The organism is Streptomyces racemochromogenes, from assembly GCF_044129415.1.
Taxonomy (GTDB): domain Bacteria; phylum Actinomycetota; class Actinomycetes; order Streptomycetales; family Streptomycetaceae; genus Streptomyces; species Streptomyces racemochromogenes_A.
This window is the reverse complement of record NZ_JBBDHD010000035.1, coordinates 1-22,288: the sequence shown is the minus strand read 5'-3', so window position 1 is coordinate 22,288 and position 22,288 is coordinate 1. Positions and strand designations below refer to the sequence as shown.

The 22,288-nt window shown below is 74.2% G+C and carries 16 protein-coding genes and 1 pseudogene; 7 read left to right on the top strand and 10 right to left on the bottom strand.

The annotated features are described in order from the left end of the window. Nucleotides 1-23: 23 nt before the first annotated feature. Nucleotides 24-926 carry a hypothetical protein gene (locus WDV06_RS16050; protein WP_395510425.1) on the bottom strand — a complete coding sequence of 301 codons (903 nt, stop codon included), beginning with the start codon at nucleotides 924-926 and terminating at the stop codon, nucleotides 24-26. Nucleotides 927-1,108: 182 nt separating this feature from the next. Between WDV06_RS16050 and WDV06_RS16045 the strand changes: the two genes are divergently transcribed. The 5 genes from WDV06_RS16045 to WDV06_RS16025 all read left to right on the top strand — a co-directional run bounded on the left by WDV06_RS16045 (nucleotide 1,109) and on the right by WDV06_RS16025 (nucleotide 8,105). After that, nucleotides 1,109-2,365 (top strand): CapA family protein, encoded by a 1,257-nt coding sequence (locus WDV06_RS16045; RefSeq protein ID WP_395510424.1) that lies wholly within the window; start codon nucleotides 1,109-1,111, stop codon nucleotides 2,363-2,365. Nucleotides 2,366-2,512: 147 nt separating this feature from the next. Further along, nucleotides 2,513-4,801 (top strand): HAMP domain-containing protein, encoded by a 2,289-nt coding sequence (locus tag WDV06_RS16040; RefSeq protein ID WP_395510465.1) that lies wholly within the window; start codon nucleotides 2,513-2,515, stop codon nucleotides 4,799-4,801. A gap of 6 nt (nucleotides 4,802-4,807) precedes the next feature. Next, entirely contained in the window at nucleotides 4,808-6,508 is a 1,701-nt protein-coding gene (pgsB, locus tag WDV06_RS16035; protein WP_395510423.1) for a poly-gamma-glutamate synthase PgsB, read from the top strand. After that, a complete protein-coding gene (locus WDV06_RS16030) occupies nucleotides 6,505-6,987 on the top strand; it encodes a poly-gamma-glutamate biosynthesis protein PgsC/CapC (RefSeq protein ID WP_045949225.1) in 483 nt (160 codons plus the stop codon). The genes pgsB and WDV06_RS16030 overlap by 4 nt, the downstream gene beginning before the upstream one ends. Before the next feature lie 32 nt (nucleotides 6,988-7,019). Next, nucleotides 7,020-8,105: an NlpC/P60 family protein gene (locus WDV06_RS16025; RefSeq protein WP_395510422.1), complete on the top strand. Its 1,086-nt coding sequence runs from the start codon at nucleotides 7,020-7,022 to the stop codon at nucleotides 8,103-8,105. On the opposite strand, the gene WDV06_RS16020 is transcribed toward WDV06_RS16025, so the two are convergent. Continuing rightward, nucleotides 8,102-9,112 (bottom strand): SAM-dependent methyltransferase, encoded by a 1,011-nt coding sequence (locus WDV06_RS16020; protein ID WP_395510421.1) that lies wholly within the window; start codon nucleotides 9,110-9,112, stop codon nucleotides 8,102-8,104. The two genes, WDV06_RS16025 and WDV06_RS16020, sit on opposite strands and share 4 nt — an antisense overlap. 107 nt (nucleotides 9,113-9,219) lie before the next feature. Between WDV06_RS16020 and WDV06_RS16015 the strand changes: the two genes are divergently transcribed. Both WDV06_RS16015 and WDV06_RS16010 read left to right on the top strand, forming a co-directional pair. Next, nucleotides 9,220-10,428, top strand: a complete 1,209-nt coding sequence (locus WDV06_RS16015) for a sensor histidine kinase (protein ID WP_395510420.1) — start codon at nucleotides 9,220-9,222, stop codon at nucleotides 10,426-10,428. After that, entirely contained in the window at nucleotides 10,428-11,105 is a 678-nt protein-coding gene (locus WDV06_RS16010) for a response regulator transcription factor (protein ID WP_395510419.1), read from the top strand. Before WDV06_RS16015 ends, WDV06_RS16010 begins: the two co-directional genes overlap by 1 nt. Before the next feature lie 20 nt (nucleotides 11,106-11,125). Here the strand turns inward: WDV06_RS16010 and WDV06_RS16005 are convergent, their stop codons facing one another. The 8 genes and pseudogenes from WDV06_RS16005 to WDV06_RS15970 form a co-directional block, all read right to left on the bottom strand. After that, nucleotides 11,126-11,740: a hypothetical protein gene (locus tag WDV06_RS16005; RefSeq protein WP_395510418.1), complete on the bottom strand. Its 615-nt coding sequence runs from the start codon at nucleotides 11,738-11,740 to the stop codon at nucleotides 11,126-11,128. 111 nt (nucleotides 11,741-11,851) lie between these two features. Further along, nucleotides 11,852-13,267, bottom strand: coding sequence for a DUF6177 family protein (locus tag WDV06_RS16000; RefSeq protein WP_395510417.1), 1,416 nt, complete (start codon nucleotides 13,265-13,267; stop codon nucleotides 11,852-11,854). A gap of 4 nt (nucleotides 13,268-13,271) precedes the next feature. Then, the gene (eccCb, locus tag WDV06_RS15995) at nucleotides 13,272-17,324 is read right to left on the bottom strand and encodes a type VII secretion protein EccCb (protein WP_395510416.1); all 4,053 of its coding nucleotides are present in this window, start codon (nucleotides 17,322-17,324) and stop codon (nucleotides 13,272-13,274) included. Then, nucleotides 17,321-18,631, bottom strand: a complete 1,311-nt coding sequence (locus WDV06_RS15990) for a MinD/ParA family ATP-binding protein (protein ID WP_395510415.1) — start codon at nucleotides 18,629-18,631, stop codon at nucleotides 17,321-17,323. The genes eccCb and WDV06_RS15990 overlap by 4 nt, the downstream gene beginning before the upstream one ends. Nucleotides 18,632-18,647: 16 nt before the next feature. Next, a complete protein-coding gene (gene eccD / locus WDV06_RS15985) occupies nucleotides 18,648-19,988 on the bottom strand; it encodes a type VII secretion integral membrane protein EccD (protein WP_395510464.1) in 1,341 nt (446 codons plus the stop codon). 22 nt (nucleotides 19,989-20,010) lie between these two features. Further along, a complete protein-coding gene (locus WDV06_RS15980; protein WP_395510414.1) occupies nucleotides 20,011-20,253 on the bottom strand; it encodes a hypothetical protein in 243 nt (80 codons plus the stop codon). Then, complete coding sequence (locus WDV06_RS15975) at nucleotides 20,253-21,113, bottom strand: immunity 49 family protein (protein WP_395510413.1); 861 nt, start codon at nucleotides 21,111-21,113, stop codon at nucleotides 20,253-20,255. Before WDV06_RS15975 ends, WDV06_RS15980 begins: the two co-directional genes overlap by 1 nt. 11 nt (nucleotides 21,114-21,124) lie before the next feature. After that, nucleotides 21,125-22,288 (bottom strand): annotated as a pseudogene (locus WDV06_RS15970) (hypothetical protein); the annotation flags it as partial.

Sequence of the window (22,288 nt, the reverse complement as noted above, 5' to 3'; positions counted from 1 at the left end):
TCCGCCGTTCCCCCGGACCGGCACTACGCCCCCTGGGCCCCCGCCCACCCGGCCGTGACGTCCGCGATCGCGCGCGCCACCTCGTCGCGCCGGGCGGGGTCCGCCCGGACGGAACGGGCGAGCTCCAGGTGGAGGAAGCGGGTGCCGAGCTCGCCGGCCAGCCGGCCCTGGACGTTGCCCCGGCCCGACATCCGGCAGCTGCCGCTCCAGGCCCGGCAGGGGCGCACCCCCCGGGCGGCCAGCCCGGCGGCCAGCCGTGCGGCGTCGGCGGTGGCGGCGTCGCCCGCGCCGGTGGAGACGACGGCCCCGGCTCCGGGGACGGTGGAGTCGGCGAAGCCGTGCAGCTGGACGCCCGGCAGGCCCCGCCGGGTCAGCTCGGCGATGACGGCGTGGAAGACGGAGTCGGTGCGGTGCGCCACGTCGGCCTCCCCGGTACCGCCGCCACCCGAACCGGAGCCGTCCCCGGCCGCGTCGCCCTCCTCCGAGTCCGACTCCGAGTCCGACTCCGACCCGCCGCCGCCCGGGCCGCCGGCCGCCTTGCGGTGGGCGCCCGCCAGGACCATGACCCCGCCCGGGGCCCCGCGCAGGACCGCGACCCCGAGCCGCTCGGTGTCCTGGTCGGCGATCGGGTGCGGGACCTGGACCGACCAGCGCGCCGGGGCGCCGAGGTCGACGTAGACCCGGCCCCATCCGCGGGCGGCGGAGCCGGAGTCGGGCGCGGCGTCCGCGATCTCCGCGTAGCGGCGGCCGCCGGGGCCGTCGGTGAAGGTGTCGACGCGGTAGTCCACCGCCGCGAGCCGGGTCCGGGCCTCTTCGAGATTTCCGCCCAAAAGGCTGGAAACCCCCTCCACCACGACATCCCTCTCGGCCCGTGTCGGGGTGCGGTAACCGCCCCGCACCCCGAACGCGGAGGTGAATCGGGTCACCCGGTCGAGGAGATCGGTGGCCTGCGCCACAGGCGGCGGAGCAGATGACTCCGCCCTTTTGACCGAATTGTTCGGATGAAAAGCGACATAACCGATGATCGTCATGATCGTTGCGCAGATGATCACGGCGATCGTTATGTTTTTGGTCAACCCCGGCCTCGTCACTGGCCGAAAATAACCGAATGCATCTCCGTCCCACCCGACCGGTCTTCCCCAGGGCCCTCACCGCGCTGCTGTGCGCGCCGCTGAGCCTCGCCCTCGCGGGATGCGGCCTGCTCGGCGGGAGCGGCGGCGGCGACGCCGCCCCGGCGTCCGGCGGCGGGACCGGCCGGTCCTTCTCGGTCGCCGCGGCCGGAGACATCCTGGTCCACCCCCAGCTCACCGACCAGGCCGCCCGGGACGCACGTGCGGCCGGGCACACGGGGTACGACTTCGACCGGATCATGGCGGGCGTCAAGCCGGTCATCAGCAAGGCCGACCTCGCGATCTGCCACATGGAGCCGGTCCTCGGCGAGCCCGGCGGCCCCTTCCGGACGTACCCCGACTTCCTCGTCCCGCCGCAGATCGCCAAGACGGTCCGGAACATCGGCTACGACACCTGCTCCACGGCCTCCAACCACACCCTCGACCACGGCCCCGAGGGCGTCCAGCGCACCCTCGACACCCTGGACCGCGAGGGCCTCAGGCACACCGGCTCCGCCCGCAGCCAGCAGGAGGCGGACCGGCCGAACATCCTCGACGTCAAGGGCGTCAAGGTCGCCCAGCTCTCCTTCGCCTCCGGCTTCAACGGCCGCGAGGTCCCCGGGGACAAGCCCTGGCTGGCCAACCTCGTCAGCGTCAAGGCCGTCGCCGCCGCCGAGAAGCGGGCCCGCGCCGCCGGCGCCGAGGTGGTGATCCTCTCCGTCCACTGGGGCCGCGAGCACCAGCCCGACCCCAGCGGCCCCCAGCGGGAACTGGCCCGCGCCATCGCCCGGGACACCGGCGTCGACCTGGTCATCGGCCACCACGCGCACGTGGTCCAGCCGATGGAGAAGATCGACGGCACCTGGGTCGCGTACGGGCTCGGCAACCAGCTCGCCCGGCACGACGTGCCCAGCGGCCTCACCGAAGAGGGCGCCATCGGCTGGTTCGACTTCTCCGAGAAGAACGGGAAGTGGGAGGTGGCGGCCCGCTTCGTGCCGACCTACACCGACATCCCGCCCGACCCCGAGAGCACCCCCGGCACCGACCTGCCGGGCAGCGGGCCCGCCCCCGCGCGCGACCACCGGCTGGTCGACGTGGCCGCCGCCCTCGCCTCCGGGACGACGCCCGACGGGAAGGAACTGCTGCCCGAGCAGCGCGCCCGCTACCGCCTGGCCTTCGAACGCACCCGGGGCACCCTGCTCAACCGGGGCGCCGCCAAGGACGGCCTGCGCCCCCTGCGGGAACTCCCCGACTGACCCCGTACGCCCGCACGCCCGCCCGCCCCGCTCCCCCGCACCACCCGAGCCCGCCCCCGGCGCTCACGACCTCCCCCGCCAGGAAGGACCCCCGCTGTGGCCGCTTCGCCCGCCAAGCGACGGCGCAAGGCCCGCCGCAGGGCCGACATGTCCCTGCTCGGCGGCATCAGGCCCCCGATCACCGTCCTGTCGGTCCTGCTGCTCGCCCTGGCGGGGTTCACCGCGATGAGCCTGGGCAGCGTCCGCGAGGACCGGCTGCCCCAGGCCGTGCTCACCTCCCAGCAGCACTTCGCCGAGGACGGCGCCATCGCCCTGCGCGCCTCCCTGGACGAGAGCGTCACCGACCTCGACCGGGCCGCGGCCCTGTTCTCCGCCGGCAAGCCCGTCGCCCCCGACGCCGTGCTCGACCGGATCGGCAGCGTCTACCAGAAGTGGCGCGGCACCGCCGTCGTCGAGATCGGCTCGGGCCGGCTGCTCGCCGCACGCGGCGAGAACCTGCCGCTGACCGCCGTCGACCTGACCAAGCTCTCCGGCGAGGGCGGCCTCGCCCCCCGCATGGTCACCCTCGCCAACGGCGAGACCCGCCTGCTCACCCTGGCCCTGCTCACCTGGAAGGACCAGCCCCAGCAACTGCTGGTCGCCTCCAGCAGCCTGCGCTTCCCCGGCATCAGCCTCGGCAACCTCCGCAGCATCGCCGTCGTCGGCGCCGACGGCACCGTCCTGAGCACCGACGGCATACCCGAGCCCGAGATGCTCCTCAGCGACAACCGGCGCGCCGACGTCAAACGGGACACCAAGCAGCTCGCCTCCTTCGCCAGGACGGCCGCCAAAAAGACCCGGGCCAACCCGCTGACCGTCAAGGAACCCGGCTCCGGCGGCTTCCCCGGCGTCAGCGGCAGTCTGACCGGGGGGGTGACCAGCGGCGAACGCGCCGCCGCCGGGTACGCCCGGCTCTCGGGGCCCGAACCGGGCGTGGGCACCAGCGCCACCAGCCTGGACCTGACCGTCGTCGCGATGACCGACATCGCCCAGAACCCGTCCCGCACCACCGACGCCTTCGCCGGACTGGTCCTGGCCGGAGCACTGCTCCTGGTCGGCGCGCTCGTCATCGCCCTGCTCGTCGCCACCGTGCAGCGGCCCCTGATCACCCTGTTCCTGGAGAGCCGCCGGCTCACCCGCGGCGACCTCACCCGTCCCGTGACCATCCCCCGCGGCGGCGAGGCCGCGCGGATCGCCCTCGCGCTCGACCGGCTGCGCGGCCAGCTCCGCGACCTCGACCTCGACGGCGGCGGCGCCCCCGCCGCGCCCGGGGCCCGCGGCAGGGACAAGAGGCGTACCGGCGCCCGTACGCTCGTCGCGGTCTGCGCCGTGCTGCTCCTGGCCTGGTGCCTGCCGCTGGGCCTGCTCGTCAACCGGGCCGGCGACTCCGTCGTCGTGCCGCAGCAGCTCGTCAACGACCAGCGCGAGCGCACCGACACCCTCAACGACCGGGTCCGGCGCGCCCTCAACGAGGGCCAGGCCGACCTGGCGTCCGTGGGCGCGCTGATGGGCGCCGACGCCGGGCCCGACCGCATGGCCGACGTCCTGGAGCACACCCTGCGCGAGCACACGCGCTACGCCTCCCTGTACGTCATCGACGGCTCCGGCAAGACCCTCGCCCAGGCGGGCGGCCACCCCCGGGCCCCCCTCGGCAAGGGCCCCCGCAAGGAGCCCGTCGCCCTCTACGACGGCGCCAAGGAACCCGTCATCATCGCCACGGCCGAGATCCCCGGACGGACCCGCACGGCCGTCGTCGGCGAGTTCCGCATCGACTTCCTCAACGCCCTCCTCAAGCGGCCCGGCCTCGGCGAGATCCGGGTCGTGGACGCCAAGCACCGGACCATCGGCTCCAACAGCGGCTACCGGGCCTTCCAGGGCCTCGGCGACGACCGCCTCGACGCCCTCGTCCAGGGCTCCTCCCTCAAGGTGGGCGCCGCCCCCAAGCCCGGCGGCGTCCTCTACCGCAGCGGCGGCGACCACGTCATCGCGGCGGCCGCGCCCTTCTCGGGCGGCGGCGCGGCCGGCGACCTGAAGTGGAGCGTGGTCAGCTGGCAGTCCGCCAAGGGCCTGGCCATCGGCGAGTACAGCCTCCAGAACCGCACCGTCCTCGCCGGGCTCCTCGGCTTCGCCGTCGGCGCGGCCTGCCTGGGCTGGCTCCAGATCATCGTGGTCGCCCCGCTGCGCGAACTCGCCCGCCGCGCCGAGGCCCTCGCCGACGGCGACCGCCGCACCGTGCTCTACCCGCGCCACCACGACGAGGTCGGCGCCGTGACCCGCAGCCTGGAGATCATCCGCCAGCAGCTCCAGCAGGGCGGCCGGCGGCGCGGACGGCAGCGGACGACGAACGACACAGGGGGAGCGGGAGCCCCCTCCGCCACCACGGCCGGAAGGAACTGATCCCCCGTGCTCTTCCTCTACTGCGTGCTGCTCGTCAGCTGCCTGGTCATGCTGGTCGCCGGCATCGTCGAGCAGCGCCGGCACTTCGCCAACCTGGAGCGGATACCCAACCGTGTGCTGGTCAACGGCATCCGCGGCAAGAGCTCCATCACCCGGCTGTGCGCGGGCGCGCTGCGCGGCGGCGGCCTGACGACGGTCGCCAAGACCACCGGCACCGCGGCCCGGTTCATCCACCCGGACGCCACCGAGGAGCCGGTCTACCGCAAGTTCGGCATCGCCAACGTCGTCGAGCAGATCGGCATCGTGCGGCGCGCGGCCGCCTACCGCCCGGACGCCCTGGTCATGGAGTGCATGGCCGTCATGCCGGCGCTCCAGGAGATCAACCAGTCCAAGCTGATCCAGTCGACCATCGGCGTCCTGTGCAACGTCCGCGAGGACCACGTCGCCGAGATGGGCCCGACCCTGGACGACATCGCCCGCTCGCTGTCGCGGTCGATGCCGTACGGGGGGATCTGCGTGACCGCCGAGAAGGAGCGCTTCGACGTGCTCCAGGAGGAAGCGGACGCGCGGGACTGCAGGCTCGTCTACGCCGACCCGGAGACGGTCTCGGACGAGGAGCTGCGCGGCTTCGGCTGGTTCACGTTCAAGGAGAACGTGGCCATCGCGCTGACCGTCGCCGAACTGCTGGGCGTGGACCGGGCCACGGCCCTGAAGGGCATGTACGAGGCCCCGCCGGACCCGGGCGTGCTGTCGGTGGAGCGGTACCTGGCGCCGGGCGGCAAGCGGCTGCGGTTCGCGAACGTCTTCGCGGCGAACGACCCGGAGTCCACGCTGATGAACATCAACCAGCTGCTGGACCTGGGCGCGGTGGACCGCCCCCTGAACGTGGTGATCAACTGCCGGCCGGACCGGGTCGAGCGCAACGGGCAGATGGGCGCGATCGTTCCCGATCTGCGGCCGGACAAGGTGTTCGTGATCGGACACCCGGCGAAGAGCGCCATCGACGCCATCCCCGCCGAGTGGCGCGACCGCGCGGTGGACCTGGGCGGCGAGCAGCGCGACGGCGAGGAGTTCGTGCACGAGCTGCTCGCGCACCTGGGCGAGCACTCCTCCCTGGTGGCCATCGGCAACATCCACGGGCAGGGCGAGGTGCTGCTGGAGCACCTCGCGGAGCTGCCGCCCGACGAGGCGGAGGACGCCCCGTCGCCGGCGCCGGCCGCCGAGGAGCCGGCGGCCCCCTCGTTCGCCCGTCCCTTCGACCCGTACGCCGACGACCCGCACGGACCGGACCCGTACGGCACGGACCCGTACGCGGACTTCCCGGACGGGGACCAGGCGTACGCGGGCACGCCGTACGGCGTGCCCGCGCAGACGCAGGCCCCGCACGGCCAGACCCCGCACGGCCACACCCCGTACGACCCGACCCCGCACGGCCAGGCCCCGTACGGACCGCAGCCCGGGCGGGACCGGCAACCCCACCCGCAGACCGCACACCCGCAGCCGCAGCCGCAGCAGGGCGCGCAGGCGTCGCAGCCCTCCCCCGGGCCCTGGCCCGGGGAGCAGCCGTACGGCGGGGGCGGGCCGCAGCGCCCGCAGCGGCCGGCCGACCCGTACGGGATCGCCGCCGCCACCCCCGTTCCGGCCTGGCCACAGCCCCAGCCGCAGCCGCAGCCGCAGTACCCGTACATCCCAGGAGAGCCCCGTTGATCCCCGCCGTCCTCACCCCGGAGATCGCCGCGATCGGCATCGCCCTGGGCCTGCTGTTCTCCCTGCTCTGCTACCTCACCACCAACCTCTCTCCCGGCGGCATGATCACCCCCGGCTGGCTGGCGCTCACCCTCGTCGAGGACCTCCAGCGCGCGGCACTGGTCCTCGGCATCACCGTGCTGACGTACCTGCTGACCCTGCTCACGCAGCGGTTCGTGATCCTCTACGGCAAGCGCCTGTTCGCCGCCGTCGTCCTGATCGGCGTACTGCTCCAGGCCTCCGTGGTGATCGTGCTCCAGCTGGAGTTCCCGCTCCTCTACGCCAACCAGACCCTCGGCTTCATCGTCCCCGGCCTGATCGCCTACCAGCTGGTCCGCCAGCCCAAGGGCGCCACCCTGCTCGCCACCGGCAGCGCCACGCTCATGACGTACGTCGTCCTGACCGCCGGGATCCTGCTCGGCGTCATGCCCGCCGCCTGACCCCGCACCACCCCCACCCCCGGAGCCCCCGAATGACCGCCAAGCCGAAGAGCCGCCGCCGCACCCGTCCGGTGCTGCACGCGGTCACCGTGCTCGCGCTGCTGGCCGCCAGCGCGTACTTCACCTACGCGCTGCGCGTGCAGGAGCAGGCCAAGGCGCCCTCCGTGCAGATGGTGCAGGACAAGAACGTCACCGCGGCCCTCAAGGGCGGCGACGCCGGCGGCCAGAAGTGGGAACGGGTCCAGAGCCCGAACCGGTCGGTGCTGCGCGACGCCACCGGGCAGGTGCTGGCCACCTTCACCGACGGCGCCCGCACCGCCACCCTCACCGGCCCCAGCCGCACCTTCACCGAGCCCGCCAACACCACCACCCGGGTCGTCACCGAGAACTGGGTGCGGCTGATGCCCGAGCCGTGGAAGCAGGGCGCCGAGAGCACGCCCTGGTTCAAGGAGTGGTTCAAGAAGTACTTCGGGAGCCAGGAGGACGACATCTTCGCCTTCGCCTTCCAGTACGGCGACCAGGCCCCCGTCAAGAAGGACGCGCAGGGCGTCTCGTACGCGGGCGACGCCTCCTTCGGCCCGCTCAACCCCACCGGCTCCGAGGGCAACGACCTGCGCCTGGAGCAGTCGGACTTCTACGACTACCTCGGCACCCCGTACACCTTCCGCAACGGGGTGAAGAAGCAGCCGCAGAGCGCCCGCTACCGGTCGATGGACTGCTCGGGCTTCGTCCGCACCGTCTTCGGCTACCGGGCCCGCTACCCCCTGATGCCCGACGACGCCCCCGGCCCCGGCCTGCCGCGCACCGCGAACGGCATGGCCCGCTCCTCGCTGGGCACCGACGTCATCCCGCTCAAGGGGGTGGGGGCGCAGTTCCGGCCCGCGTCGATCGACGTGATCCAGCCGGGCGACCTGGTGTTCTTCAAGCTCGACGCCCGGACGAAGGACCGCCTGGACCACACGGGCATCTACCTGGGCACCGACACCGACGGCCACCAGATCTTCATCTCCAGCCGCGAGGAGGCCAACGGCCCCACCATCGGGGACAAGGGCGGCACCTCTCGCCTCGACGGCAACGGCTACTACGCGGCCACCCTGCGCAGCGTCAAGCGGCTCTAGCCCAGGAGCGTCCCGCCGGTGATGCCGACCGGCTGGATCAGCCAGCCGAAGTCGCCCAGGCCGCCGCGGGCGGTGAGCTCCGCCGCCTCACCCGCCGAGGCCAGAGCCCGGACGTAGGCCGCCGGGTCGGTGGAGGCCAGGGACAGCGGCGGCCGGCCGCCGGAGACGCCGAGGGCGGTCAGGGCCTCGCGCTGGGTGAGCAGGACGGCGCCCGGGCCGGCGCAGGAGTCGAGGGCCACGTGCGCCGTGACGTCGCAGCCGCCGTCCGGGACGGGAGCGACCTCGCGGCCCGCGCGGAAGCCGGTGAGGGTGCCGTACGGGGGGCGGGCCCCGCGGGTGTGGGCGTAGTCCACGGCCACCGCCAGGCCCCGGTCCACGGTGGCGACGGCCGCCGCCCAGGCCTCGTCGCGGGCCCGGCCGATCTCCGCCCGCCCCTCCCGCTGCGCGCCGGGCCACCACCGCTCCAGCCAGGCGCGGTCGGCGGCCTCCAGCGGGCCGCCCGGGGTCTCCGTCCCGTCGGGTGCGACCAGGACGTACCGTCCGTCCTCGGCGATCTCCAGCGGTACGTTGTCCAGCCACTCGTTCGCGAACAGCAGGCCCGTGATCCCCGCGGGCGGCGCGTCCACCCAGCGGACGCGGGGGTCGAGCCCCTCCGGGGCGGCCGCGCGCTCGACGGCGTACGGGACCACCCGCTCCGCCGTCGCCTCCGGCAGGGCGGCGAGGACGCCGGCCAGCAGCTCGCCCCGCCCGGCCCCGACGTCCACCAGGTCGAGCCGCTGCGGATGCCCGAGTTCGGCGTCCACCGAGACCAGCAGCCGGGCCACCGCCCCCGCGTACAGCCGCGAGGCGTGCACGGAGGTCCGGAAGTGCCCGGCCGGCCCGGGGCCCCCGGGCCGCACGTAGAAACCGCCGGGCCCGTACAGCGCGGCCTCCATGGCCACCCGCCACCGAACCGGCTCCCCGACGGGTCCCCCGGCCTGCTCCCCGACACCACCCTGAGCGCTCATCCCGCCCAGGTTAAGGTCACCCTCCACCTTGGGGAGTACTCCCCCGTCACAGGGATCGCACCTGTGGTTGACTCCAGCACCTATCCGCTTTCCCTACGCTGGGTTACGTGCAGCGCCTCTACGACTTCATCCGCAGACACCCGACGGGCGTCGACAGCTTCTGGGCTGTCCTCTTCTTCGGGTTCTCGATGCTGAACGTCGCCGACCTCGGCGGGGCGAGCACGCTGCTGCGGGTGGCGACCGTGCCCGTCGTGGCCGCGCTGACCGCCGTCATCGCGCTGCGCCGCAAGTGGACGCAGCAGATGTTCTGGCTGACGGTGGGAGCGGGCCTCTACCAGCTGGTGATCGGGGCGCAGGCACAGTTCTGCGACATCGCCATGCTGGTGATCCTCTTCACCGTCGCGGCCTCGGGCGACGTCCCGCGCTGGGTCTCGCGCGCCGCGCTGGTCTCCGGGCTGCTGGCCTCCCCGCTCTACTCGCTGCGGTTCGGCGTCGACAAGAGCGCGAGCGCGCCGCAGGAGGCCCTGTTCGTCGCCTTCATGGTGGTGCCCTTCGCCCTGGCGTGGGTGATGGGCGACTCGCTGCGCACCCGCCGCGCCTACTACGCCCAGCTCGTGGAGCGCAACCAGCGGCTGGAGAAGGAGCGGGAGGCCCAGGCCAAGGTGGCGGTGGCCGCCGAACGGGCCCGGATCGCCCGCGAACTGCACGACGTCGTCGCGCACAACGTGTCGGTGATGGTGGTCCAGGCCGACGGGGCCGCCTACGTCATGGACGTGGCGCCCGAGCAGGCCAAGGAGGCCCTCCAGACCATCTCCGGGACGGGCCGGCAGGCCCTCGCCGAGATGCGCCGGCTGCTGGGCGTCCTGCGCACGGGCGAGCCGCAGGAGTCCGAGGACTACGTGCCCCAGCCGGACGTCGAGCAGATCGAGGTGCTGGTCGAGCAGGTCCGGGCCGCCGGGCTGACGGTGGACTTCGAGGTGGAGGGCACCCCGCGCAAGCTGCCCAGCGGGGTGGAGCTGACCGCGTACCGGATCGTGCAGGAGGCGCTGACGAACACGCGCAAGCACGGCGGCCCGGACGCGCGGGCCAGCGTACGGCTGGTCTACTTCGACGACGGGCTGGGCCTGCTCGTCGAGGACGACGGGCGGGGCGCCGCACACGAGTTGTACGAGGACGGCGGCGCGGACGGCGCCGGACACGGTCTGATCGGCATGCGGGAACGCATCGGTATGGTCGGAGGCACCCTGGACGCGGGCCCGCGTCCCGGCGGCGGCTTCCGGATCAGTGCGCTGCTCCCGCTGAAGAAAGGTAATTGATGTCCATCCGAGTGATGCTGGTCGACGATCAGGTGCTGCTGCGCACGGGCTTCCGGATGGTGCTCGCCGCCCAGCCGGACATGGAGGTCGTCGCGGAGGCGGGGGACGGGCTGGAGGCGCTGGAGGTGCTGCGGGCCACGAAGGTGGACGTGGTGCTGATGGACGTGCGCATGCCCCGGCTGGACGGGGTGGAGGCGACCCGGCGGATCTGTGAGCCGGCGGAGCACCCGAAGGTCATCATCCTGACCACCTTCGACCTGGACGAGTACGCGTTCTCGGGGCTGAAGGCGGGCGCGAGCGGCTTCATGCTGAAGGACGTGCCGCCGGCGGAGCTGCTCGCGGCGATCCGGTCGGTGCACAGCGGGGACGCGGTGGTGGCGCCGTCGACGACGCGGCGGCTGCTGGACCGGTTCGCGCCCATGCTGCCGACGACCGCGCAGGAGCCGGAGAACAAGGAGATCGAGCGGCTGACCGAGCGGGAGCGGGAGGTCATGCTGCTGGTGGCGCAGGGCCTGTCGAACGGGGAGATCGCGGGACGGCTGGTGCTGTCGGAGGCGACGGTCAAGACGCACGTGGGCCGGATCCTGACGAAGCTGGGGCTGCGCGACCGGGTGCAGGTCGTGGTGCTGGCGTACGAGACGGGCCTGGTGCGGGCCGGGGGCGGCCCGCAGCTGTAGCCCGGCGGGACGGCACGGCCTCAGCCGCGCTGGACGTACTCGCAGGTGTGCGGGACGAGGTGGTCCAGGGTGGCCGCGTCGGCCAGGAGGATGTCGAGGTCGGCGAGGCTCTCCCCGCAGTCGATCCTGTCGTAGCCGCCGTTGCGGCTGACGATCGTGTCGTTGCCGCCACGCCCCTCGAAGGTGTCGGAGCCGGGTGCGGCGTTCCAGCCGTCGGAGTCGATGAGCCGGTCGGGGCCGCTGCCGCCGATGAGCCTGTCGTCGCCCGACCCGCCGGTCAGGTCGCTCGGGATGGACGTCTCGTTGCGGACCACGTCGTCCCGGTCGCCCAGGGAGGCCTGGAGGCGGGTGACGGCGGCCGAGTGTCCGCAGCGGATGACGTGCGGGTCGTTGTTGAACCGGGAGCAGCCCGGGCCCGGGACCATCCTGCTGGTGCTGTCCACCACTTGGAGCCAGCCGCCGGGGGTGCTGAACGTGACGGTGTTGGTCTCGCCGGGCTGCGCGGTGAAGACCACCTGGTTGTTGTCGCGCGAGACGACCGCGGGGGCGGCGGAGGCCGGTGCGGCGAGGGCCGTGGTGAGGGCGAGCGCGGCCAGGGCGGGGGCGGCGAGGCGGCCCGTGCGGGGGAGGTGCATGGGTGCTGTCCTTCGGTTGCGGGGCGGACCGGATCGAGGGTCCGTCCCGTCCGGCCCTACCCGGAGCAACCGTCGGATTCATTGGTTTATCGCAGAGTTGACCCGTCCGGCCTACGTCAGCGGGGGCACGGCCGTGCGCAGGTGGGTCAGCAGGGTGGAGAGCGTCTCCCACGCGGCGGGGTCGGCGCCGTCGCCCAGCGGGTAGTGCAGGCCGGGCCTGCGCTGCGGGCCCACCTGGACCGGCTTCAGCGCCAGCGGGGGCCGCCGGGCCTGCGTCAGGGTGACCTCGGTGACGCCCGGGGCGCCGAGGGTGAAGGACACCGGTACGGCGGGGGCCGCGAAGCGGGGGGCCAGGCTCAGGTCGCGCCGCCCGGGGCCCAGCGAGACCAGCATGCTGACCAGGCCGTGCCCGGAGACGAGGGCCTGCGCGAGCTCCTCCAGTGCGGCGAGCGGCACCTCCTCGGACGGCCCGTAGCCCAGCGACAGGGTGGCGTCCTCCTCGACCCCGGTCGCGGTGCGGGTGACGCGGACGGTGGCCAGCGCGGGCCGGTCGGGGTGTCCGACGGCGGTGACCAGGGTGGGCTCGGGCATCCGGCTCCGCGCGAGGTCGGTGAACTGGCGCGGTGACCAGGGCAGGTTGACGGGTTCGGCGGTGCCCCAGCCGGCGGGACCGGCGCCGGTGAGCGCGTGCCAGGCGGTCTCCAGCGCGCCGCCGAGCAGGGTGTCCGCCTCGGCGGGGTGCTCCGTGCGCAGCTGTACGGTCAGCCGCCGCTCCCCGGCCCCGGCGGCGGGCCTCTTGAACGCGTCGGCGGGCCGCGCCCGGCCGTCGGCGTCGCGGGCGGGTGCGAAGGTGCCGTCCTGCCAGGCCAGTACGGCACCGGACAGGCCGTCGTAGTAGCCGCAGGACGGGTCCTGGACCACCCACCGGTTCGGCGCCCCGGTGAGCACGGTGCGCAGCGGCAGGCTGAGCCGGCAGTGGGCGGGGGTGACGATGTGCAGGGCCGCGCCGAAGGAGGCCGTGGTGCGCAGGACGTCCGACAGCCAGGCCGTCAGCGGGACCACCGGCCGGTCGGCCAGGACGACGGCGGTGGACTCGGTGACCACGTCGACGGTGGGCAGGGCGCCGACGGGCGCGGGCGCCGCGGAGGCCTCGGAGCCCACCGGGACGGTCGTGACCCGGCCGGCGCCCTCGGGCCAGACGGCCCCGCCGAGGACCTCGGCGAGCCGTCCGGCGACGGCACCCGCGAGCTCCGCCGCCTCGGGCACGGCGGTGGAGGCGCGGGTCTCGGTCCACCAGAGGGGGGTGGCGGACGGGGTGCCGAGGAGCCGCTCGGCCTCGCCGGGCACCTGGACCAGCACGGGTGCCTCCACCGAGACCAGGGGCCGCCCGCCCGCGCCGAGCAGCTGGACGACGGCCCCGTCGCCGGCGCTCGCGGCGTCGAGGTCGGCGCCGCCCGCCGCGAGGGCCACGAGCAGGGCGGCGGCGTCGGGCATCTTCGGGGTGAGGGCGATGACGTCCTTGGTCACGGTGTCAGGGCGCTTCCTGGGTCGGCGGGGCGGCGAGGGCGGTCTGGACGACCTGGTGCGGGCGGCCTCGCCGGACGAACGTGCCCCGGCCGGGCGGCTGGGCGCTCGCGTACAGCTGCGGGAACAGCTGGCCCTCGGAGCGCTCGCCGTTCATGACGAGCGCGGTGGTGCCCGATTCGCGCAGGGTGGTCAGCAGCGGCTCGTACAGGGCGCGGGAGGAGCCGGCGACGCGCCGGGCGATGACGAAGTGCAGCCCGATGTCCTGGGCGGACGGCAGGTAGGGCACGAACGCCTGGAGCGGCTGCTGTCCCGCGGTGGTGAGGATGTCGTAGTCGTCGACGAGGACCACGATGCGCGGTCCGGCGAAGCCGGGGCCCTCACCGGGTTCGGCGTCGGGGTCGAGGCCGTCCTCGGGGAGCCGCTTGTCGAGTTCCTTGGCGATCCCGGCCGACAGCGCGGCGGCGATCTTCGCGTTGTGCGCGTAGCCGCCCCGGTAGGGCTCGGGGACCACGCCGCGCAGGCCGCGCCGGGGGTCGTAGACGGCGAAGACCAGTTCGTCCTCGCTGTAGCGGGCGATGAGCTGGCGGGCGACCAGGGCGAGGAGGTTGGTCTTGCCGCACTCGTTGTCGCCGAGGACGAGCAGGTGCTGGTCCTGGCCGAACAGGTCGAGGAGGACGGGCGCGAGAACGTCCTGGTCCACGCCGACGGGGATGCGGTGGGGTTCCTCGTCGGCGGTGGGCAGCCGGTCGGCGGGCAGCCGCGAGGGCAGGACCCGGACGGGGGAGGCGAGTTCGCCGTGCCAGGTGGCGCTGACGGTGCCGGCGGCCTCCTCCAGGGCGGCGGCCAGGTCGGTGGTGCCGGCCTGGGAGTCGATGCGCGGCAGCGCGGTCTGGGCGAAGAGCTTGGCGTCGGTGAGGACGCGGCCCGGGGTGTCCGGGGAGATGGTCTCGGAGAGCTTGCGGTCGATGGCCGAGTCGGAGGGGTCGCCCAGGCGCAGTTCGACGCGGCCGCCGAAGAGGGACTGGTTGGCGATGCGGACGTCGTTCCAGCGCAGCATGCCGGCGACGACGTGGATGCCGTAGCCGCCGCCGCGCTTGAGCAGGTCGGTGACGGCGTCGTCGAGGGCGTCGAACTCCTCGCGCAGGGCCCCGTACCCGTCGACGAGGAGGACGATGTCGGTCGAGCGGAGCTCGGGGAGCAGGCCCTTGGCGCGCATCGCCCGCAGCTGGTCGACGGAGTCGATGGAGTGCTCGCGGAACAGCTGCTCGCGGACGGCGAGCATGGCCCGTACCTCCGCGACGGTGCGGGCGGCCCGTTCGCGGTCGGCCCGGCCGGCGATGCCGCCGACGTGCGGGAGCCCGGCGAGGGCGGCGAGGCCGCCGCCGGCCAGGTCGAGGCCGTATATCGCCACTTCCTGGGGGGTGTGGGTCAGGGCCAGGGAGAGGGCGAGGGTGCGCAGGAGGGTGGTCTTGCCGGACTGGGGGCCGCCGGTGACGGCGGTGTGCCCGCCGGCGACGGTCAGGTCGAGCTCCCAGGGGCCGCGCCACTGCCGGGCCGGGTCGTCGAGCACGCCGAGCGGTACCCGCAGGGGGGCGCGGCGCGGCTTGGCGAGGGGGTCGGTGCCCGCGGCGGCGAGGCGGAGCCCGTGCTCGGTGACGGACAGGGGTCCTGCGGCTGCGTCGAGGGGGATGGCGTCGGGGAGCGGGGGCAGCCAGATGCGGCGGACGGGCGGGGCGGCGTCGGCGAGCTGGTCGACGATGACGGAGAGCACGCTGGGCCCGGTCTCGCGGGCGGTGGCGGTGGGCTTCTCCTCGGCGGGCTCGGCGGGACCGGTCTCGTCCTGGAGGGTGTTGAAGGTGGGGTAGGCCAGGGCGAGGGGGCCCTCTTCGGCGTCGCCGGGTCCGGCGGCGGGACCCCGGTAGCGCCCGGAGACGTAGCCGGCCTTGAAGCGGGTGTAGGTGGAGGTGTCCACCTTGAGGTAGCCGAAGCCGGGCAGCGGCGGCAGCAGGAAGGCGTCGGTGGTGTCGAGGACGGTGCGGGACTCGTCGGCCGAGAAGGTGCGCAGGCCGAGCCGGTAGGAGAGGTAGGTGTCCAGGCCCTTGAGCTTGCCGCCCTCGATGCGCTGGCTGGAGAGCAGCAGGTGCACGCCGATGGAGCGGCCGATGCGGCCGATGGACAGGAACAGGTCGATGAAGTCGGGTTTGGCGGTGAGCAGTTCGCCGAACTCGTCGATCACGACGAACAGGTGCGGCAGCGGCTCCAGTTCGGGCTTCTCGGCGCGCAGGACGGCGTAGTGGCCGATGTCGGCGACGTTCCCGGCGTCCTTGAGGACCTGCTGGCGGCGCTTGACCTCGCCGGCGAGGCTGGTGTGGACGCGTTCGACGAGCCCGGCCTGGTTCTCCAGGTTGGTGATGACGCCGGCGACGTGCGGGAGCCTCTCGAAGGGGGCGAAGGTGGCGCCGCCCTTGTAGTCGACGAGGACCATGGCGAGGTCCTCGGGGGCGTGGGTGGTGACCAGGGCGAGGACGAGCGTGCGCAGCAGCTCGCTCTTGCCGGAGCCGGTCGCGCCGACGCACAGGCCGTGGGGGCCCATGCCGAGCTGCGAGGACTCCTTGAGGTCGAGGAGGACGGGGCCGTGGCGGTCGTCGACGCCGATGGGGACGCGCAGGAAGTCCCGCTCGCTGCGGGGCGCCCACAGCCGGTCCACGTCGAGGCGGGCCGGGTCGGTGATGCCGAGCAGGCCCATGAAGTCGACCGGGCCGGAGACGGGGGTGCCCTCGGCGACGGACTCGGCGGACAGCCGCAGCGGGGCGAGCATCCGGGCCAGGCCCTCGGCGGTGGCGGGGCCGAGGACGTCGGTGAGGCCCTCGGCGGCGGGGGCCTGCGGGGTGCGCAGGTCCTGGACGGTGATGTGGCAGCCGTCGGGGCCGCCGGAGCCGGTGACGGTTATCCGTATCGCCACCTCGTCGGGCTCGTGGACCTGTGCGGCGAGGAGGTGCAGGACGGTGGTGTTCATGTCGGCCAGGCCCACCGCGGTGTCGGGGCGGGGCAGTTCGACGGCGTTCTCCCCGTACTCGTCGCTGACGACGAGCAGCCGGCCGGCGAGCCGCAGCGCTCCCCGGTCGGACAGGCCGCGGCGCACCTCGGCCGCGTACGAGGCCCTGCGGCGCAGGTCGGGGGCGAGGACCCCGGCGGCGAGCTGGGGCAGGCTCGGGGCGATCCGGCGGGCGGCGACGGGCCCGTCCTGTTCCTGCTGGTCGAGGACGTGGGGCAGCCACTTGGCCCACTCCCAGTCGTCGAGCCGCTCCCCGGGCACGCCGAGGGCGATGGCCACGTCGTCGGGGGCGTGCAGGACGGCGGTGTGCGCGAGGAGGGCGCGGGCGACGCCCAGGACGCCCTCGCGGTCGCCGATGATGCTGACGTTCCCGGCCCGGTCGAGGGGGACGGTCAGCGGGAAGTCGCTGGAGCGGGCGAAGCGGGCCATGAGGGCGCCCGCCTCGTTCAGCATGAACCGGTCGGGCGGCGTGAGGACGTTCCCGGCGCCGGCGGCGAGGGCGATCTCCTGGACGGCCACGGCTCCGGTACCCAGGCGGGGGCGCAGGAAGTCGGGGTCGGTGCGGCGGCGTTCCCACAGCCGCGCGGGGTCCCGTACGAGGTCGTAGAGGGCCTCCGGGGGCGGGTTGAGGCGGCGGGCCTCGTCGCGCAGCGCCTTCTCGCGGGCGCCGAGCTCCTCGCGCTGCTCCTCCAGGTACTCCAGGTAGCGCTCGCGCTGGGCGCGGCGGGTGCGCTGGGCCTTGCCGCGCTGGGACCAGAACAGGGCGATGGCGCCGATCAGGGCGAAGACCAGGACGATCGCGCCGACGGCGGCGAACTGGCTGTTGCGGATGACGGTCATCATCACGACCGAGCCCATGACGCCGGCCATGGGCAGCAGGGCGGTGGCCGGGCTGCCGATCTTCCCCTCGGGGAGGTTCGGCGGGGCCTCGACGGTGCGGGGCTCGGCGGGGGCGGGGGGCAGGGTGCCGCGGGCCGGGCGGTGGACGAGCTGCTGGGTCACCGGGCGCCGCCGGCCGCCGGGAGGGCCACGGCCCGCTGGAGGACCTCGGCGGCGAGCCGGACAGTGGCCTCCCGGGTTCCCTCGCCGAGCAGTTCGGTACGGACGGCGCCGCCGGAGGCGAGGTGGCGGTCGTAGGGCAGGACGACCACCCCGGCGCCGGTCGCGGCCAGTTTCTCGGCGGCCTTGCCGAGGTCGATGGCCGGATGCGGGGACTGCACGGTGAGCACGACGACCGTGCGGGGCAGGACGGGCACCGGCAGGGAGGCGAGCCAGTCGAGGACGGCGAGGGTGGAGACCAGGCCCTCGGCGGTGGCGGGGGTGGTGAGGACGCGGGCGTGCGCGGTGTCGAGGGCGGTACGGGCGACCTCGCCGGGGAGGGTCTCGCAGTCGACGACGGTGACCCCGAAGTAGCGGCGCAACGCGACCATGACGGTCCGGTAGGTGGCGACGTCGACCTGGGCGCCGATCCGGCCCTGGCTGCCGGGCAGCAGCCAGCCGCCGTCGGGGAGCGGGACGAGGTAGCCGGTGATGTCGGTGAGCTGCATGGAGGGGCGGACGATCTGGGCGAGGTCGCCGCAGGTCCAGCGCAGGGACTCGACGCCGAGCCGGACGGGCAGGGTGCCGAGGGCGGCGTCGGCCTCCAGGGTGAGCACCGGGTCGTGGCGGAAGTGGTTGTAGGTGCGGCTGAGGAGGGCGGTGACGGTGGTCTTGCCGGATCCGCCGCGGATGCTGGTGACGACGATGTGGCGCCCGGTGGTGACGGGCTGCTGCACCTGCGCGGCGAGCCCGGTCTCGGCGGCGACGGCCTTGGCGGCGGAGGCCCCGAGGGCCCCGCGCAGGCCGCGCAGGGTGCGCCGCAGCAGCGGGTCACCGTGCCGCGGCCGCCCGCCCGGCACCTCGGCCCCGCGCACGGGCACGGTCTCGGGAGCGGCCTGGGCCCGCGCGGGCCGCGGGTGCGGCTGGCCGGGCCGGCCCTGCGCGTACGGACGCCCGGGCTCCTGTCCGGCGTCGGCCGGCCACTGGCCCTGGTCCGGGCCGGCGTACGGGGCGTGCCCGCCGGGCGCCGGGTACGCCTGACCGCCGGCTGCGTGGGCGGGGTCGGCCGGCCAGTCGGCAGGGGCGGGGCCCTGGTGCGGGAGTGCGGAAGCGGCGCGCCCCTGCCACTGGCCGGGACCGGCGGAGGGAGCCGCGTGCGCCCCGCCGGGGGCGCCGCCCGCCTGGGGCGCCGGGGTGGCGGCCGAGGGCGTGCCGGTCAGCTCGCCGAGGACCCCGGCCTGCCAGTCGTCCTGGCGGTTCGTGTCTGACATGTCTGAGTCGCAACCCCTACGCGAAGGTGCCGAGCAGCCGCCCGTACACACCGAACACCCCGATGAGCAGCGGGAACAGCACGATGACGCCGAAGGACTCGGCGGCGTCCCCGAAGCGGCGCAGCCGGACCCGTACGTGCTCGGGCGGCTGGACGGCCAGCACCCCGAGCGCCGCCAGGGCCAGCGCCAGCAGGACGGCCAGCGGCCCGGCCGCCCCGGCCCGGCCGGCCCACACCAGCAGGGCGGCCACGGTCACGGCGGCCCCGGCCAGCAGCAGCGCGACCACCTCCGCGACCAGCGGGAAGGCCCGGGCGCGCAGCCACAGCACGGCGGCGACCGCCGAGGCGAGGCAGACCGTCCAGACGTCGGGCTCCGTCAGCGCGACCACCCCGGCCGCGCCCGCCGACACGGCGGTGGCGAGGGTGGCCAGGGCCATGCCCCGGTGGGTGGCGCCCAGGGCGGTGGCGACCTTGTACCGGCTGACCGAAACGCCCCGCGCCCGCTGGTCGTCGAGCCCGGTGAGCCCGGCCGCGGCCAGCGCGAGCCGCGGCAGCAGCCCCAGCAGGACGACGGAGACCACGGCCAGGACGGCCCCGGTCCGGGCCCCCGCGTGCCCCTGGGCGAGGGCCACGCCCTCCCAGATCGCGGTCAGCCCGGCCACGGCGGCGGCGCCGACGAACCCGCCCCGCCCGAGCGGCGTGAACCACCCCAGCAGCGTGAGCGCCACGGCCAGCGCACCCGCCACGGCGGCGAGCCGGCCCATGGCGTGCCAGTGCTGCGCGTCGCCCAGGGTCCACGCCCCGAGCACACCCACCGCACCGGCGGTCGCCAGCAGCGCGGCGGCGAGCCCGGACCCCTTCAGCCGGCCCGCGACGGCCCCGACGACCCCGCACACGGCGGCGGCCGCCAGCAGCACACCGGCGACGGCCCCCGGCGCGAACGCCGACCGGGCGAACCATCCGGCCACCAGCGCCCACAGCACCAGCCCGGCCCCGGCGGTCACCCGCCGCGCGGCCGGCCGCCAGCGCCAGGCCCGGACGTCGAGGTCCTCGGCGGCCTCGTCGGTGACGTCGTGCACCACGGGCGCGGACGGCACGTCCTGCACCCGGACGAGCCGCAGCACGGCCCCGTCGACGACGCCCGCGTCCTCCAGCGAGACCCCGTGCTCCAGCACGGAACCGTCCGCCGTGACGAGGTGGCGGAGCATCGGCTGCGCGGCCACCCGGTCGTCCAGCATCCGTATGACGTCGGGCAGCAGCCGCCCGACGGGCTCCCGGGAGGGGAGGACGAGATCCATCCGCCGCCGCTGACCGACCAGGGTCACCCGGCTCAGCGCCGTTCCGCTTCCCGCCCCCATGTTCACCACGCGTTCGAACCTATCACCGAGTTCTGACCTGACCTGGCGTCCCGACCTTGCCGATCAGCCGGTGCGAGATGAACGACCAGCCGACGCATCCGGCGCACAGCACGGCAGCGATCACCAGCCCGGCGACGGCCTTCCCGATCCGCTCGTCGGCGACCCGCCGGCCCCGCTGCGCTCCGAACAGCACGGCGTCGCGCAGCCGGCGCCGCCGCACCGCGACGGATTCCAGGAGCTGGCTGTCGTAGTCCTCGGCGGCCATCAGACCTCGAACTCGCCGACCCAGGAGCGCTTCAGCAGGTGCTCGGGCAGGTAGGGGGACTCGACGTCGACCGGGATGCCGCCGTCGTAGGCGAGGCAGGTCACGGCGAGGACGCCGAGCGGTACGAGGCCGTCGATGTCGTCGGCGCGTTCGGGAGTGGCGGTCCAGTACCGCTTGTGGAGTTCCAGGGCCTCCAGCAGCGTGGTGTGGAAGCCCTCTTCGTCCTTCTTGAGGAACTTGTAGAAGAGGTTGATCGGCGGGTAGGCCACCTGCTGGATGTAGTCGCGTCCGGCGATGACGGCGACGTCGGGGTGGGAGCGCTGGAACGTCAGCGTCAGCTCCGGTACCAGTTCGGGACGCTTGAGCCAGTACGCCTGGAGGGTGGCGACCCAGTGGTAGAGGTAGTCGTCGTGGTCGGCGCCCGAGGCGCGCAGGACGTCGATGGGGAGCTCGCACAGCTCGGTCATCCTCGGCTGGTCGCGCGTGATGACCGCGTACCAGAACGCCTCGATCCACGCCTCCGCGTTCGCGTCCCAGGAGGGCCCGGCCGCCGGCAGGGTGCGCATCGCGTGGTGGATGCGCACCTCGGTGGTCCCCTCGGTCATCCCCGCCGTACGGAACAGCGCGGCTCCCAGCTGCGCCGCCGTGACCACGGCCTCCCACGTCCCCAGCTCGGCGGCCCGTGGGTCCACCCCGAACCGGGCGTTGACGTTGAAGGTGGCGTCCTTCCACGCCGACCTGAGCTTCCGGGGCGACGAGGAGAGAGCGTCGAGGTCCTCGACCAGATCCTCGGTGAGACCCTCGACCCAGGCCGCGCTGGTCGGCCGCGGCTCCGAATGGCCGGGCACGAAGACCGTCATCGCTTCTCCTGTCATTTGCTGAGGTCGAAACGGCGGATAGTGTATCCGGCATAAGTTCCGGTGTTATCCGCTCCCTTGACGACGACGTAATCGATCCGCGGGGGATCCGCGTCCAGCGCCGCCTTGAGGGCTTCGTACAGCTGCTTTTCGCTGTCGATGTCCCTTCCGCGCTTCTTCATTTGCTTGAGGATGTCCTCGAAGTACTCGCGGGTTCCCTGCGAGACGCGCTTACCACCGATGCGGCGTTCGCCCAGGTCCGTGGTGACATGGCTCTTCGCCTCGACCACGACGTACCGGTCGCCGTGCTTGTACACCTGGTCGAACTGGTCGTTTCCGTTGTCGGGGCCGTGCAGCTTCTCTTCCTTGGCCCCGGGGAACTCCTTCGGTATCGCGTGTTCCCTGGCTATGGCCTCGCCGTACGCCTCGCTCTTCTTGGAAAGGGCCTCGTGGAGCGGGGCGTGCTTCGCCCTGGCCGCGTCGAGCGCCGCCTCGGTTTCCGGGGTGTTGAGGAGCTTGTGCGCCTTTTTGGCCTCGCCATAGGCGTCGTGCGGACCCTTGTCGGCCGTGATGGCGTCGTGACGCTCCTTCGCGGCCTGGTCGAGGGAGTCCCGCATTTCCTGGGTGACGGAGAGGTCCTTGTGGCTGACCGAGTCGGCCTTGCCCAGGTAGTCCGGCGGGACCGGCGGCGGAATGTCGGACTTCGGCACCCAGACGTCGGGGGCGGTCTCCACGAGCTGCGGCGGCACCAGGCCGGTGTGGTCGGGCACGTCGGCCCGCAGGCGGTAGCCGAGCTTGTTGTAGTACTGCTTGAAGTAGGGGTCCGCCGGGTCGTTCGCCCGGTGGACCTGGTACTCCATGATCTGCCGCTTCTCGGCGTCCGTGTACTGGTGCGCGTTCTCCCGGTGGGGCGGCAGCTCGGGCCGGTCGCCGTGGCCGGGCACCGCCGGAGTGGCTCCGTCGCCGTGGCCGAGGCCGTCGGGGATGCCGCCCCCGTTGCCGTGGCCCAGGTTGTCCGGGATGCCGCCGCCGCCCTGGTGCGGGATGCCCCCGCCGCCGTGGCCGCCGCCGCCCGTGGACGGGGTGTCCGGGTGGTGGGCACCGCCGGTGGTGGGGGTGGTGTCGGTGCCGCCGTGGCCGGGGGTGGTGCCGGTGTTGCCGGGTTCGGTGTGGCTGTT